We start from the raw sequence: 14,286 nt of genomic DNA on the forward strand, positions 1-14,286 counted from the left end.
CTTGAGAGGGGGAATGTCTTCTTAAAAAACGGGGGTCAATTCGTCTGAAAGGAAGGACAACAGTTTAATAAGGGGGAATTCATAAAATGAACATGCGCAAAACAGGATTTTCGATTTTTAGCTTGCTATTGATCTTATCTATTTTTCTAGCGGGCTGCAACAGCGGTGAAGTCGGCGGGGAAGAAAAAGAAGGCAAATCTGACGGAAAGCCGCAAAAAGGCGGGGACTTGGTTATCGGTTCGACAGGAGAGCCTACTTTATTTAACAGTTTATATTCAACAGATGTTTCCAGCTCTGATATCGAAGGGTTTATATTTGACGGGCTTGTCGGCTCTGATACGAAACTAAATCCGACGATGAAACTCGCTGAAAAGATTGATGAGTCTGAGGACGGACTAACCTTTGACGTCAAACTGAAAGAAGGCGTCAAGTGGCATGACGGCGAGGAATTCACCGCGGATGACGTCGTGTTTACGTACAACATTCCGCTCAGCAAAGATTATGCGGGCGAACGCGGCTCAAACTTCGAAATGATCGACGAAGTGACAAAAAAAGGAAAATACGAAGTGGAATTCAAGCTGAAACATAACGACCCTTCATTTTTGCCTGTCACTTTAAGCTACTATATTCTTCCTGAACACATTTTGGGAGATGTGCCGATTAAAGATCTCGGCGACCATGAATTTAACCGGAAAAATCCGATCGGCACCGGGCCGTTTAAATTTGTGGAATGGAAGCAGGGGCAGTACGTCAAAGTGGAAGCAAATGAAGATTACTACGGGGAAGGACCTTATCTCGACACACTGACATACAAAGTGATTCCGGACGCCAACGCGGCGCTCGCCCAGCTTCAGGCAGGGGACATTGATTATTTCGTCGTCCCTGGAACAGATGTCAAAACGGTCGAAAAATTTGATCATGTAAGGGATGAATCAGGACTCGGCCTGAACTATGCGTACATTGGCTGGAACGAGAAAAACGAACTGTTTAAAGATAAAAAAGTCCGTCAGGCGCTGACACATGCGATTGACCGCAAAGCGATCGTCGATAATGTCCTTGACGGCGACGGAGAAGTCGCGAATATCCCGGAAAGCCCAGTCTCATGGAACTATCCGAAAGATGCCGATATTCCGGTCTTTGACTACGATCCGGAAAAAGCGAAAAAAATGCTGAAAGAAGAGGGTTGGGAAGATACAGATGGTGACGGCATTTTAGACAAAGACGGGAAAAAGTTTTCGTTTACACTGAAAACAAACCAAGGAAACAAAGTGCGTGAAGATGCGGCCGTCGTCATTCAGCAGCAGCTGAAAGAAGTCGGCATTGAAGCGAAGCCGCAGATTGTCGAGTTCAGCGCTCTAATTGAGCAAACGAGCGCGCCAAACTGGGATTACGATGCGCTTCTGTTAGGCTGGAGCTTAGGGACCTTCCCTGATCAATACGACATTTTCCATTCCAGCCAGTCTGAATCGGGTCTCAACAACATTTGGTACAAAAACGAAGAAGTCGATAAGCTGCTTGTGGAAGCGAAAAAACTGAAAGACCGCGAAGAATACTCAAAAGCGTACGAGAAAATTTATAAATTAATTGCCGAAGATCAGCCGTACACGTTCTTGTTCTACTATAATTACCACCGGGCGGTTCCTAAAAACTTAAGAGGCTTTGAATTCCATCCGAAAGATGATTTCTACAACATTAATAAATGGTGGCTGAAACAATAATCTCATATTCTTTAAAGGGGAGAGGGCGGTTTTCCTCTCCCTGCGCTTTAAAATCCATGATAAAAGGGGAATAGAAGATGGTGACATACATTATTCGGAGAACGTTAATGTCTATTCCGATCTTGCTTGGAATTACCATTCTTTCCTTCGCGATTATGAAATCGGCCCCCGGCAATCCAGTTTCGCTCATGCTTGATCCGTCGATCACCCAGGCTGACCGGGAGCGATTCATCGAGAAATACGGGTTGAATGAGCCGGAGCATATTCAATATTTGAAATGGCTCGGCAATATGTTGCAGGGCGATTTTGGCACCTCGATCGTCAGGAAGGGAACGCCTGTCATTGATTTGATTCTTGCGCGGCTGCCCAACACGCTTCTGTTAATGGTTGTTTCAACCATACTGGCGCTTTTAATTTCGATACCGTTCGGCGTGCTGTCGGCGCGGCGCCCTTATTCCAAGCTTGATTACGGCATTACGTTTACATCATTCATCGGTCTTGCGATCCCGAATTTTTGGCTTGGTCTGATCTTGATTATGGTTCTTGCGGTCAACTTGGGCTGGTTTCCGACCGGCGGTGTGATGACGCTCAACTCCGGTTTCAGCATATGGGATCGGGTTCATCATTTGATTTTGCCTGCATTCGTACTTGCGGTCGCCGATATGGCGGGGCTCACGCGGTATACAAGGTCGAGCATGCTTGATGTGCTCAGACAGGATTACATACGAACGGCCAGAGCAAAAGGCTTTAAAGAAAATCGCGTCGTGTACAAGCACGGTTTGCGCAACGGACTGCTTCCAGTCGTGACGATTTTTGGACTGATGATTCCTTCTTTTATCGGCGGAGCGGTCATTACCGAACAGATTTTCAGCTGGCCGGGTCTCGGAAAACTGTTTATTGATTCCGCGTTTCAAAGGGATTACCCGGTTATTATGGCCATGACCGTCATTTCTGCCGTGCTGGTCGTCATCGGCAACTTAATCGCCGACATTCTGTATGCGGTGATCGATCCGCGGATTGAGTATTAACAATAAGGGGGGGATAAACGATGCCACAGCCAAATCCTTCAGCACCTTCAGCGGAAATCGGATTACAGGAAAACATTCCGCAAAAACCGGAAACGATGACGAAAATCTTTTTTGAGAAATTCTTTAAAAATAAGCTGGCTGTCGCCGGCGGCCTGATGCTTTTAATTGTGGTACTCTCAGCGCTTTTTGCACCTTTGATCGCTCCATATGCACCGGAACAGCAAAATCTGCTTCACAAGCTGCAGGCGCCGAGTGCCGAACATTTGATGGGAACGGATAAATTCGGCCGCGATATTTTCAGCCGCCTGCTGTACGGAGCGCAAATTTCCTTGCTTGTCGGCTTCGCCTCAGTGCTCGGGTCGATCACGATCGGAACCGTGGTCGGCGCCATTGCCGGCTATTTCGGCGGAGTCATTGATGCGATATTGATGAGAATCGTTGATATCATCCTATCCATCCCGGATATCTTTCTCTTGATCACGCTGGTCACGATTTTCCAGCCTGGCATTGACAAGCTGATTCTGATTTTCGCTTTGACGAGATGGACGACGACGGCGCGGCTTGTGCGCGGAGAATTTTTGTCCTTGAGATCGCGGGAGTTTGTCCTGGCCGCAAAAACGATCGGGACGCGGAGCTACAAAATCATTTTTTCGCACATCCTGCCGAACGCCATGGGGCCGATCATCGTTGCGGCGACACTGTCCGTCGGTACCGTGATTCTTGCGGAATCGGCATTAAGCTATCTCGGCTTCGGCGTCCAGCCGCCGATGGCGAGCTGGGGCAACATGCTGCAGGATGCGCAAAACTTTACGATCATGATTGAAGCGTGGTGGTATCCGCTGTTTCCGGGCTTGATGATTTTAATCACCGTTTTGTGCTTTAATTTTCTCGGAGACGGGCTCCGAGATGCGCTTGATCCGAAGAATATTAAATGAGAAAACAGGGGCGTCTTTCAGGCGGCCCCGTTTTTTTTATGAGCCATTGCCATAGATGGAATAATTTCCTTTACCCTTGCCTATACTGTGGACAACAGTTTTTATAAAGTGAGGGGTTAGGAAATGTTATTTCTTCATGATGTGTGGGTGAATTGGTTTGAGGGAGAAGAAAATGGCTACAATGTCTGTCACTTTCATGAATGGCGGAAGGAAGACAGTGTTGAACTGTTGGATCAGGTGCCTTTATTAAGAGTTTCGTCCGTTTTGTTCAACTACATAGAAAATGATCTATCAGAACTTCCATCCGAATTATTAAAGGATGTCCATCAAAAAGCATATATCCGCAAAAACCATGAGCGTACACAGCTTGATCATTGCTTCGTCGTAACAGACGGCATCGGAATCCTGGCGGTTGATACAGCCGGCTATTCGATCCCCGTCAGAAAAAGCCGCCTCATCTCAAGACAGGAACAGCTCGTCTATGACATGGTCAAGGACGTTGAAGCACAAGAATACGAATTTGCACCGGAAAAGCTGCAGTCTTCCAAGGAATACCACATCTTATCATTATCACCGGAGCATGTCAGAGGATTAACAAGAAAAGAACGTCAGCTGAAACAGCTGCTGTTCATGGCGCTTGATCAGCTGAAAGGTCTTAAAAACCGCGCTGAGATCGCCTACTGGTACACGGAATGGAATCCGTATATGTATGAACAGATTAAACGGATGACATTTGAAGAAATCTGGGACATGCTTTTCAATGAAACGATTGACGGCTGGTCTGACAAACACCGGGACTTTTGTGAAAACTTAATTAAAGGACAGCCGTTTTTTGAGAAGCTTTGGGAAATCGAAAATGAGTCAAAAGTCAACTAAAAAGCCGTCGGTCATGCCGATGGCTTTTTTTGCGCTTTCCATTAAAAAACAGAACCTTATACTAATAAAGAAAAAACACGGCGAAAAAGCGGCTTCTGCAGGACCAGAGGCATGTTTTCATCAACGCGAATTATAGGAATATCGCATTTTGCGGCCGTGCAGGCCTGTTCTTTATGAAAAACACCTTCTCATTGCAGAAGCAATCAAGAAGGTGTTTTTTGCTTAACGTCTTTTGCGGCCGAGCCCCATCGCGTTTTCCATTTTCTTTAGCATTTTGCCCGCCGCTTGCTTTGCCCGTTCGGCGCCTTCGTCCAGAATCCGGTCCAATTCCTCAGATTCGATCAATTCATAGTACCGATCTTGTATCGGCTTCAGGGCGCCGACGACGACATCGGCGAGATCGGTTTTAAATTCGCCGTAGCCTTTGCCCTCGTATTTGGCCTCAAGCTCATCGATTGAGACTTGTCCGAGAATCGAATAGATGGTCAGCAGATTGGAGACGCCCGGTTTGTTTTCTTTGTCGAACTTCACGATTCCGTCAGAATCGGTGACGGCGCTCTTGATTTTTTTCTCAAGCTGCTTTGGATCGTCAAGCAGGGTGATGAATGCTTTTTGGTTCGGGTCCGATTTGCTCATCTTTTTGAGCGGGTCGGCAAGCGACATGATGCGGGCGCCGACTTTCGGAATCTTCACTTCGGGAACCGTAAAGATGTCATTGTATTTTTTGTTGAAGCGTTCTGCCAAATTTCTCGTCAGCTCAAGATGCTGCTTCTGATCCTCGCCGACGGGAACGACGTCTGTGCCATACAGCAGAATATCGGCCGCCATGAGCGGGGGATATGTCAAGAGACCGGAGACGACGGCTTCTTTTCCGTGTGATTTGTCTTTAAACTGAGTCATCCGCTCAAGCTCGCCGATATAGGCGACACACTGCATCATCCAGCCTGCCTGGGCATGCGCCGGCACCTCGGATTGGATGAACAGCGTCGCCTTCTCCGGATCAAGGCCGATGGCCAAGTAAAGCGCGGCCAAGTTGCGGATGTTTTTTCTCAATGCGAGGCGGTCCTGCGGAACCGTAATCGCATGCTGGTCAACGATGCAAAAATAGCAATTGTAATCATCCTGCAGCTCGACAAACTGCTTCATCGCACCGATGTAGTTGCCAAGCGTAACAGAGCCGCTCGGCTGAATTCCGGAAAATATCGTTTTCTTCATATGAATCCCTCTTTTCATTTCAAAATAAAAAGGCCCACCCTTCCCTTAAGAAAGGGACGAATGAACCGCGGTGCCACCCTGATTATTTCATTATGATCAAAATGAAATCACTTTAAACGTTGTTAACGAAGCCTGCTCCGGCTGAGCCTACTTATACGTGTTCGGTCAGCTGCTCCAAAGCCCATTCCACATTCGCCATTATCCGCTCCCAGCCCCGCGAACTCTCTGTAAATGGGGAGAAATGTGTACTCTTCTTTTTCAAAGCATTTATCCATAATTTTATTATATATAAATTCGAAATGAATGTCACGGGGCTCCAAAAAGAAAAACAATATCGGGATGAGAAGAGTCGGCCTGACAGTGGTGAATTCTTTATAACGAATAGTAAATGTTATATGTGTAAAACGTTTCTTTCTGTTAAATATCGACTTTCATTTTAGTGTGTTTACGCTTTAATACAGAGAAGTATATTTGTATCATTGGTAGAAAAACTGACAAAGTTAAATTGTTTGAATAAAAAAATAATTGAAAATTAATATTGCAATAAATTATTCTATTAATTATAATGAATTTGTTCACTTCGGTGTTACAGGTTCTTTACATAAAAATATTCAGAATAGACGAAACAGAGAAAAAAGTATGGCAAGTGGGCCTAATACTTTTTTATGATAAATCTGAATGTTCAGGAGTAAGGAACTAAAAAATATGAATTAGGGGGGTTTCTTTTTGAAGAAGCGTTGGTCATTAATCAGTTTAATGCTTATTTTCACTCTCGTTCTCAGCGCCTGCGGCTTCGGCTCAAGCTCTGGCGATGGTGGTAAAAAAGACAGCAAAGGCAAAGACACATTGAATGTAAACATTAAAACCGAGCCGTTTTCACTCAATCCGGGACTTGCGAACGATTCGGTTTCTGCAAACGTACTTCGTCAGACTTTTGAAGGATTGACGACAATCGGCAAAGACGGAAAGCCGGTTGAAGCTGCCGCGTCAAAAATCGAAGTCAGCGATGATCAGAAGACATACACGTTTACGATCCGCGATGGCGCGAAATGGTCAAATGGAGATCCTGTAACAGCGGAGGATTTTGAATACGCTTGGAAATGGGCACTTGACCCGAAAAATGAGTCATAATACGCTTACCAGCTTTACTACTTAAAAGGCGGTGAAGCGGCGAACACCGGCAAAGGCAAAATTGAAGATGTCGGCGTTAAAGCAGTTGATGACAAGACGTTGAAAGTCGAGCTTGAAAAACCGACACCGTACTTTACGGAATTGACGGCATTCTACACATATATGCCAGTCAATAAAAAGGTCGCTGAGAAAAATCCGAAATGGTATACAAAAGCCGACGAGAACTACGTATCCAACGGACCTTTCAAAATGACGAAATGGAAGCACAACGGAAGCATCGTGCTGGAGAAAAACGACCAGTACTGGGATAAAGACGCTGTCAAGCTGAAGAAAATCAACATGGCGATGGTCAACGACGCCAACACCGGCCTCAACATGTACAAAAAAGGCGAGATTGATTTCGTCGGACAGCCACTTGATGAGATTCCGACAGATGCGATTCCAAGCCTGAAAAAAGAAGGCTTGCATATCGATCCGTTCGCAGCCGTTTACCTTTACAAATTCAATACGGAAGCTGCTCCATTGAACAATGTCAACATCCGTAAAGCCTTGACATACGCGATCAATCGCGAGGCGATCGTTAAAAACATCACACAGGCTGAACAGATTCCGGCGATGGGATTCGTTCCGCCGGCTGTCACCGGGTTTGAGTCAAACAAAGGTTATTTCAAAGATCACGATGTTGAAAAAGCAAAAGAATACTTGAATAAAGGCTTGAAAGAACTCGGTTTGAAAAAGGCGTCCGACCTTCCGAAAATCACGCTTTCCTACAATACGGATGAAGGCCACCAAAAAATCGCCCAGGCCGTACAGGAAATGTGGAGCAGGGATCTAGGCGTTGATGTTGAATTAGGCAATGAGGAATGGAACGTATACATTGATAAACTCCATACCGGAAACTATCAAATCGGCCGCATGGGCTGGATCGCCGACTTCAACGACGCGATGAACTTCCTTGAAACATACCGTGACAAAGAAGGCGGAAACAATGATACAAACTGGGAAAATGCAGAATACAAAAAATTGCTTGAAAAAGCTTCCACAGAAACCGATGACGATAAACGCATCGAGCTGATGAAAGAAGCCGAAAGCATCATTATGGATGAACTGCCGATCGCTCCGATTTACTTCTACACAATGCCTTATATGCAAGATGAAAACTTAAAAGGCGTTGTTCTGACAGGGACTGGAGAGATCTATTTCAAAACAGCGTATTTTGAATAAAACTGCATCAAAAAGTATATGGGGCCTAGGAGTTTCCCCCCATATACTTTTATTTATGAAAAGAAGTTAATAGACTGAATATTCGGAGGTGTGTAACAATGTTTAAATTTTTAGGCCGTCGTCTCGTATATATGCTGATTTCTCTCTGGGTTATTGTAACAGCTACCTTCTTCCTGATGAGAGCAATTCCGGGCGGACCTTTTTCAGGCGAGAAGAAACTTCCTCCTGCAATTGAAGCAAGCCTCAATTCTTACTATGGTTTAGACCAGCCCCTATTTAAACAATATCTCGATTACTTAGTATCGGTTATGAAATGGGATTTTGGGCCTTCATTTAAATATAAAGGACAAACTGTAAACGACTTAATCAACTCCGGCTTTCCGATCTCTTTTACACTTGGGTTGGAAGCGATCTGCCTCGCCTTGGCATTCGGTGTTTTGTTCGGCGTGATCGCAGCGCTGAAGAGGAATAAATGGCAGGACTACAGTGCGATGATTATCGCCGTTGTCGGTATTTCCGTGCCGAACTTCATCATGGCGGCGCTTCTGCAGTATGTGCTGGCGATGAAACTGGGCTGGTTCCCTGTCGCACAATGGGAGTCATGGGGACATACCGTGCTTCCGGCAATCGCAGTCGCCTCAATGCCGATGGCGTTTATCGCCCGCCTGACCCGTTCAAGCATGCTTGAAGTGCTGAGCAGCGACTATATCCGCACGGCGCGTGCGAAAGGGTTAAGCACGTCAGCGGTTACCTTTAAGCATGCGATCCGCAATGCCATCATGCCTGTCGTGACGTATATGGGGCCGATGGCGGCATCCATTTTGACGGGGACGTTTGTCGTTGAAAAAATCTTCGGTATCCCGGGACTGGGCATGCACTTTGTCACAAGCATTACAAACCGCGACTATACGGTTATCATGGGTGTCACCGTATTTTTCGGGGCGATTCTTTTGCTGTGCGTCTTGCTTGTCGATCTTTTGTACGGCTTAATCGATCCGCGCATCAAACTGTTTGGCGCTAAGAAAGGGGAGTAAAAGGATGCAGCAAATACCAAAAGACATGTTTGAACCTGCAGCTGTTGACCATAGCGAAGCCGAAAAGATCTCTAAGAAAAACCTTTCGTTTTGGACGGATGTATTCTTGAGATTTAAAGAAAACAAGCTCGCGCTGTTTGGGCTGGTGATTCTGATCCTGATCGCTCTAATGGCCATCTTTGCGCCGATGTTTTCGAGCTTTCAATATGAAGAGACAGATTTAACGAATACGAATCAGCCGCCAAGCGCGGAGCACTGGTTTGGAACAGATGACCTTGGAAGAGACGTGTTTGTCCGAACATGGGTCGGCGCACGCATCTCGCTGACAATCGGACTCGCTGCTGCGCTGATCGACGTTTTGATCGGTGTGATATGGGGTGCGATTTCCGGCATCAGAGGCGGACGTACGGATGAAATTATGATGAGAATAGCAGACATCTTATGGGCGATTCCATCCTTATTAATGACGATCCTGCTGCTCGTTGTCATGGGGAAAGGCTTGATCACGATGATCGTTGCCATGGTCATCACCGGCTGGATCAACATGGCGAGAATCGTGCGCGGACAAGTGCTTCAGCTTAAGAACCAGGAGTTTGTCCTGGCGTCGAGAACATTGGGCGCGAAAAACTCCCGCATCATCAGGAAACACCTGCTTCCAAACATCATGAGCCCGATCTTGGTCACCATGACATTGACCGTACCTACGGCGATTTTCTATGAAGCGTTTTTAAGCTATCTTGGCCTCGGCGTCCCGCAGCCGTTAGCGAGCTGGGGAACGATGGCAACCGACGGTGTGCAGGGCTTGGAATATTATCCATGGCGCCTGTTTTTCCCGGCTACATTTATCTGTTTGACCATGTTTGCATTTAACGTTATCGGCGACGGATTGCGCGATGCTTTAGATCCGAAGCTTCGTAAATAAAGGAGTGAGATAGATGAAACACTTACTTGAAGTGAAAGATTTGGCCATTTCTTTTAAAACATATGCCGGCGAAGTCCAGGCGATCCGCGGTGTCAACTTTCACGTTGACAAAGGAGAGACGCTTGCGATCGTCGGAGAATCCGGGTCAGGCAAAAGCGTCACTTCACAGGCGATTATGAAGCTGATTCCAATGCCGCCGGGCTACTTTAAAAAAGGACAAATTTTATTCGACGGAGAAGATTTGGTGCCGAAAACAGAGAAGGAAATGCAGTCGATTCGCGGCAAAGACATCGGTATGATTTTTCAGGATCCGATGACGTCTTTGAACCCGACGATGAAAGTCGGCCGCCAAATCACCGAAGTACTGTTTAAACATGAAAAGATTTCAAAAGAGGACGCGAATAAGCGGGCGGTCGAGCTGCTCAGCCTCGTTGGGATTCCGATGCCTGAACGGCGTGTGAATCAATATCCTCACGAATTCAGCGGAGGCATGAGGCAGCGGGTTGTCATCGCGATGGCGCTCGCCGCCAATCCGAAGCTGTTAATCGCTGATGAACCGACGACAGCGCTCGATGTGACGATTCAGGCGCAAATTTTGGAACTGATGAAAGATTTGCAGAAAAAGATTGATACATCGATCATTTTTATTACGCACGATCTCGGCGTCGTCGCCAATGTGGCCGACCGTGTCGCCGTTATGTATGCCGGCCAGATTGTTGAAATCGGAACGGTTGATGAAATTTTCTACAACCCGAAACACCCTTACACATGGGGGCTGCTTGCTTCAATGCCGAGCCTTGACAATGACGGTGATGAAGAATTGATGGCGATTCCGGGTTCGCCTCCTGATTTGACGAAACCGCCAAAAGGGGACGCATTTGCATTGCGAAGCCCTTATGCAATGAAAATCGATTTTGAACAAGAACCGCCGATGTTTAAAATATCTGACACACACTATGTCAAATCATGGCTCATGCATCCTGACGCTCCAAAGGTTGAACCGCCTGCGGCCGTCAAAAGCAAAATGCGGGAGTTTCAAGACCAAAAACCGGTTCAAGTGAAAGAAGGTGAATGATATGGCGGAAAAACTGCTTGAAATCAAGAACTTAAAACAGCATTTCTCAACGCCTAAAGGAACTGTGAAAGCTGTAGACGGAATCTCTTTTGACATCTATAAAGGAGAAACGCTCGGCCTTGTCGGTGAATCCGGCTGCGGTAAATCGACGACAGGACGGACAATCATTCGTTTATATGAAGCGACATCCGGTGAGGTGCTATTCAAAGGAACAAATGTGCACGACAAAAAGTCTGCCAAAGACCTTCTTGCATTCAACCGGAAGATGCAGATGATCTTTCAGGACCCGTATGCTTCACTGAATCCGCGGATGACGGTCGCCGATATCATCGCGGAAGGGATCGATATTCACGGCCTGGCAAAATCGAAGCAAGAACGGCTTGAACGGGTGCACGAGTTGCTCCATCTTGTCGGCTTAAACAAAGAGCACGCAAACCGCTATCCTCACGAATTTTCCGGAGGACAGCGCCAGCGGATCGGAATCGCCAGGGCTCTTGCGGTCGAGCCTGAATTCATCATTGCCGATGAGCCGATCTCAGCGCTTGACGTCTCGATCCAGGCTCAGGTCGTCAACCTTATGAAGGATCTGCAAAAGGAGAGGGGATTGACCTACCTTTTCATCGCTCATGACCTGTCGATGGTGAAATACATCAGCGACCGGATCGGCGTCATGTATTTTGGCAAGCTGGTTGAATTGGCGCCGGCCGATGAATTATACGAGAACCCGCTTCATCCTTATACACAATCGCTTTTGTCAGCCATTCCGCTTCCGGATCCGGATTACGAGCGCAACCGTATGCGGAAAACGTATGATCCGTCCGTCCATAAGCTGAGAGACGGGGAAGAGATGGAGCTTCGCGAAGTGAAGCCCGGACATTTTGTCATGTGTTCTGAAGAAGAGTTCAAAGCGTACCAATCGAAATAATATAGAAGGCGGCCTGATGGCTGCCTTTTTGACGGAGCAAAACAGATGCTCCGTTTTTTTGTGAAAAAAAAATGAAACCTTCGCCGCGGACGTTCGTCTTAGTATATATAGGTAACATGCTCAGCTTGATCTGCTCCTGATGCTTAAAAGAAATTGTTTAAACTAAAGAGAAAGCGGGTATATCTAAGGTGTGAATCATAAGAACATCATAAGGAGCAAATCAATGAACTGGTATGAAAAGCTTAGCGAGTATTTTCCCGTTGAAGAAATGAAATCAAAAGAACATATGGAGGCATTATTAAAGGAACAAAACGATATTTACCATAAAGAAGAAGGCCGTCATCACGTGCTGATGTATGCCGAGTTTGATTCCTTTATCTTCATCGACTATCTGTTCGTTTCTAAAGATGCAAGAGGCCAGGGTCTCGGCTCAAAACTGCTCGAAAAGCTGAAAAAGAAAAACAAGCCGATCCTTCTCGAAGTCGAACCTGTGGACGAAGAGGATGCAGATACGGCAAAGCGTCTCAAATTTTACCAAAAGCAAAACTTTAAACACGCTGAGTCAATTGGTTACCGGCGCCGGTCGCTTGCCACCGGCAAAGTCAGTGAAATGGAGATTTTATATTGGTCTCCCCGTTCAAACACGGAAGAAGAAGTATATGAAGCGATGAAAGAAACGTATGAAAAAATCCATACATATCAAGATGAAAAATGGTATGGAGAATCGTTTGAGGATGTCGATGATGTCCTGAAGATCGTTGATGATCAAAAACAAAAGAACATTTTCGATGAACTAAACTAGTTGAGAATGAGAATAGGCAAAAAGAACAAAAGTCGCAGGATTGTCAAAAAATTTCTGTTACAGACTGTTCACACTTACTTTTTTATAGTATAATACTCTATAAAGATTACTTTTTTAGATTAATTTCAATTTAAGAATGCGCTATTTCATTCTACTTTTTAAGGAGTGAAGCATATGGTTACATTATATACATCACCAAGCTGCACGTCATGCAGAAAGGCGCGCGCATGGTTAGAAGAGCATGATATTCCATTTACGGAAAGAAATATTTTTTCAGAGCCTTTATCAATTGATGAGATAAAAGAAATTTTGCGGATGACGGAAGACGGAACCGACGAGATCATTTCAACTCGTTCAAAAGTGTTCCAAAAGTTGAACGTCAACCTTGAAACAATGCCTCTGCAAGAGCTTTACCAGCTCATCAATGAACATCCAGGCCTGTTGCGCCGTCCGATCATCATCGACGAAAAACGATTGCAGGTTGGTTACAATGAGGACGAAATCCGCCGCTTCCTGCCTCGCAAAGTGCGCACATTCCAATTGAGGGAAGCGCAGCGTCTGGCCAATTAATTGTGAAGAGTAAAGAAGGCTGAAATTTTTCAGCCTTCTTTTTAATGTTTCTCACTAAGTTGTTCATAATAAATACTGGCTAAAATCACAAAAATAACTGTTAGGACGGGGAGCAGCATTTCAATCATGCCGTGTTTGGCCATAAAGGAAGACAGCTCCTGCTCTCTGACGATCATTTCGCCGCCTGTATATGCGAGCAGACCGCTGCCGGCGTATAGCAACAGCGGAAATTTGGCCATGGCGACCTGAATCAGCCTGCTGCCCCAAATAATAACTGGCACCGAAATCATGAGTCCGGCAACGACGAGCATCAGCCGCCCATGCGAGGCCCCGGCCACAGCGATGACATTATCTAAGGACATGAACAAATCAGCCACCACAATAATGCGAATCGCTTTCCATAGGGATGTCCCGCTTTTGACATGCTGGGTATCTTTTTTCTCAATCAGGAGCTGGTATCCTAAATACAGAAGGAAGATTCCTCCGATCAATTGCAGATAGGGAACTGTCAGCAGATACACTGCGGCTGCAGTCAGCATGATTCTCATGAAAATGGCGATGCATGTGCCGATGATGATCGCTTTTTGTCTCTGCATGGGAGGCAAATTGCGGCTGGCCATTGCGATGACAACGGCGTTGTCTCCGCCGAGAATGAGGTCGATTCCGATGATGACAAGGAATGACATCAACACATCGTGTTCCATCAACTGGCACCTCTCTTTGCTAAACGGGCCCGTTTTTTTTAGAACCCGTCATCTTCAGCTCTGCTTGTACAATTAATATATGAAGCGGGGCGGAAATTATGTTTGCTTGTCTTTTATGCATTTTTAT

At 46.0% G+C, this 14,286-nt stretch carries 12 protein-coding genes, 1 pseudogene and 1 other annotated feature; of the genes and pseudogenes, 11 read left to right on the forward strand and 2 right to left on the reverse strand.

The annotated features are described in order from the left end of the window. The first annotated feature begins 86 nt into the window (after positions 1 to 86). The 4 genes from M654_RS08000 to M654_RS08015 all read left to right on the forward strand — a co-directional run bounded on the left by M654_RS08000 (position 87) and on the right by M654_RS08015 (position 4,557). Positions 87 to 1,718 (forward strand): peptide-binding protein, encoded by a 1,632-nt coding sequence (locus M654_RS08000; protein WP_026586398.1) that lies wholly within the window; start codon positions 87 to 89, stop codon positions 1,716 to 1,718. Positions 1,719 to 1,795: 77 nt separating this feature from the next. Further along, a complete protein-coding gene (locus M654_RS08005) occupies positions 1,796 to 2,746 on the forward strand; it encodes an ABC transporter permease (RefSeq protein ID WP_026586399.1) in 951 nt (316 codons plus the stop codon). Between the two features lie 20 nt (positions 2,747 to 2,766). After that, positions 2,767 to 3,681, forward strand: a complete 915-nt coding sequence (gene opp4C / locus M654_RS08010; protein WP_026586400.1) for an oligopeptide ABC transporter permease — start codon at positions 2,767 to 2,769, stop codon at positions 3,679 to 3,681. A 123-nt stretch (positions 3,682 to 3,804) separates the two neighbouring features. After that, positions 3,805 to 4,557: a YjbA family protein gene (locus tag M654_RS08015; protein WP_026586401.1), complete on the forward strand. Its 753-nt coding sequence runs from the start codon at positions 3,805 to 3,807 to the stop codon at positions 4,555 to 4,557. A 222-nt stretch (positions 4,558 to 4,779) separates the two neighbouring features. Here the strand turns inward: M654_RS08015 and trpS are convergent, their stop codons facing one another. Then, positions 4,780 to 5,772 (reverse strand): tryptophan--tRNA ligase, encoded by a 993-nt coding sequence (gene trpS / locus M654_RS08020; RefSeq protein WP_026586402.1) that lies wholly within the window; start codon positions 5,770 to 5,772, stop codon positions 4,780 to 4,782. Positions 5,773 to 5,821: 49 nt separating this feature from the next. After that, positions 5,822 to 6,043 (reverse strand) — a binding site (T-box leader). A gap of 455 nt (positions 6,044 to 6,498) precedes the next feature. On the opposite strand from trpS, the pseudogene M654_RS08025 reads away from it, so the two are divergent. The 7 genes and pseudogenes from M654_RS08025 (at position 6,499) to spxA (ending at position 13,455) form a co-directional block, all read left to right on the forward strand. Continuing rightward, positions 6,499 to 8,127 (forward strand): annotated as a pseudogene (locus M654_RS08025) (peptide ABC transporter substrate-binding protein). A 98-nt stretch (positions 8,128 to 8,225) separates the two neighbouring features. Continuing rightward, positions 8,226 to 9,161 (forward strand): ABC transporter permease, encoded by a 936-nt coding sequence (locus M654_RS08030; protein WP_026586403.1) that lies wholly within the window; start codon positions 8,226 to 8,228, stop codon positions 9,159 to 9,161. A gap of 4 nt (positions 9,162 to 9,165) precedes the next feature. Next, on the forward strand, positions 9,166 to 10,083 hold the full coding sequence (locus tag M654_RS08035; protein WP_026586404.1) for an ABC transporter permease: 918 nt from the start codon (positions 9,166 to 9,168) through the stop codon (positions 10,081 to 10,083). A gap of 13 nt (positions 10,084 to 10,096) precedes the next feature. Then, positions 10,097 to 11,158, forward strand: coding sequence for an ABC transporter ATP-binding protein (locus tag M654_RS08040; RefSeq protein WP_026586405.1), 1,062 nt, complete (start codon positions 10,097 to 10,099; stop codon positions 11,156 to 11,158). Position 11,159: 1 nt separating this feature from the next. Beyond that, on the forward strand, positions 11,160 to 12,083 hold the full coding sequence (locus M654_RS08045; RefSeq protein WP_026586406.1) for an ABC transporter ATP-binding protein: 924 nt from the start codon (positions 11,160 to 11,162) through the stop codon (positions 12,081 to 12,083). Between the two features lie 223 nt (positions 12,084 to 12,306). Further along, a complete protein-coding gene (locus tag M654_RS08050) occupies positions 12,307 to 12,885 on the forward strand; it encodes a GNAT family N-acetyltransferase (RefSeq protein ID WP_026586407.1) in 579 nt (192 codons plus the stop codon). A gap of 174 nt (positions 12,886 to 13,059) precedes the next feature. Then, entirely contained in the window at positions 13,060 to 13,455 is a 396-nt protein-coding gene (spxA, locus tag M654_RS08055) for a transcriptional regulator SpxA (protein ID WP_009328833.1), read from the forward strand. Between the two features lie 41 nt (positions 13,456 to 13,496). Here the strand turns inward: spxA and M654_RS08060 are convergent, their stop codons facing one another. Continuing rightward, entirely contained in the window at positions 13,497 to 14,159 is a 663-nt protein-coding gene (locus M654_RS08060) for a TerC family protein (protein ID WP_026586408.1), read from the reverse strand. Between the last annotated feature and the right edge of the window lie 127 nt (positions 14,160 to 14,286).

It is taken from the genome of Bacillus sp. NSP9.1 (genome assembly GCF_000465465.2).
Lineage (GTDB): Bacteria > Bacillota > Bacilli > Bacillales > Bacillaceae > Bacillus > Bacillus sonorensis_A.

Excerpts from the sequence above, each read along its gene's own strand:
- M654_RS08060 (WP_026586408.1), bottom strand. The coding sequence starts at position 14,159 with ATGGAACACGATGTGTTGATGTCATTCCTTGTCATCATCGGAATCGAC.
- M654_RS08050 (WP_026586407.1), top strand. The coding sequence starts at position 12,307 with ATGAACTGGTATGAAAAGCTTAGCGAGTATTTTCCCGTTGAAGAAATG.
- M654_RS08015 (WP_026586401.1), top strand. The coding sequence starts at position 3,805 with ATGTTATTTCTTCATGATGTGTGGGTGAATTGGTTTGAGGGAGAAGAA.
- M654_RS08030 (WP_026586403.1), top strand. The coding sequence starts at position 8,226 with ATGTTTAAATTTTTAGGCCGTCGTCTCGTATATATGCTGATTTCTCTC.
- M654_RS08000 (WP_026586398.1), top strand. The coding sequence starts at position 87 with ATGAACATGCGCAAAACAGGATTTTCGATTTTTAGCTTGCTATTGATC.
- trpS (WP_026586402.1), bottom strand. The coding sequence starts at position 5,772 with ATGAAGAAAACGATATTTTCCGGAATTCAGCCGAGCGGCTCTGTTACG.
- M654_RS08040 (WP_026586405.1), top strand. The coding sequence starts at position 10,097 with ATGAAACACTTACTTGAAGTGAAAGATTTGGCCATTTCTTTTAAAACA.
- M654_RS08035 (WP_026586404.1), top strand. The coding sequence starts at position 9,166 with ATGCAGCAAATACCAAAAGACATGTTTGAACCTGCAGCTGTTGACCAT.
- M654_RS08005 (WP_026586399.1), top strand. The coding sequence starts at position 1,796 with ATGGTGACATACATTATTCGGAGAACGTTAATGTCTATTCCGATCTTG.
- M654_RS08045 (WP_026586406.1), top strand. The coding sequence starts at position 11,160 with ATGGCGGAAAAACTGCTTGAAATCAAGAACTTAAAACAGCATTTCTCA.
- spxA (WP_009328833.1), top strand. The coding sequence starts at position 13,060 with ATGGTTACATTATATACATCACCAAGCTGCACGTCATGCAGAAAGGCG.
- opp4C (WP_026586400.1), top strand. The coding sequence starts at position 2,767 with ATGCCACAGCCAAATCCTTCAGCACCTTCAGCGGAAATCGGATTACAG.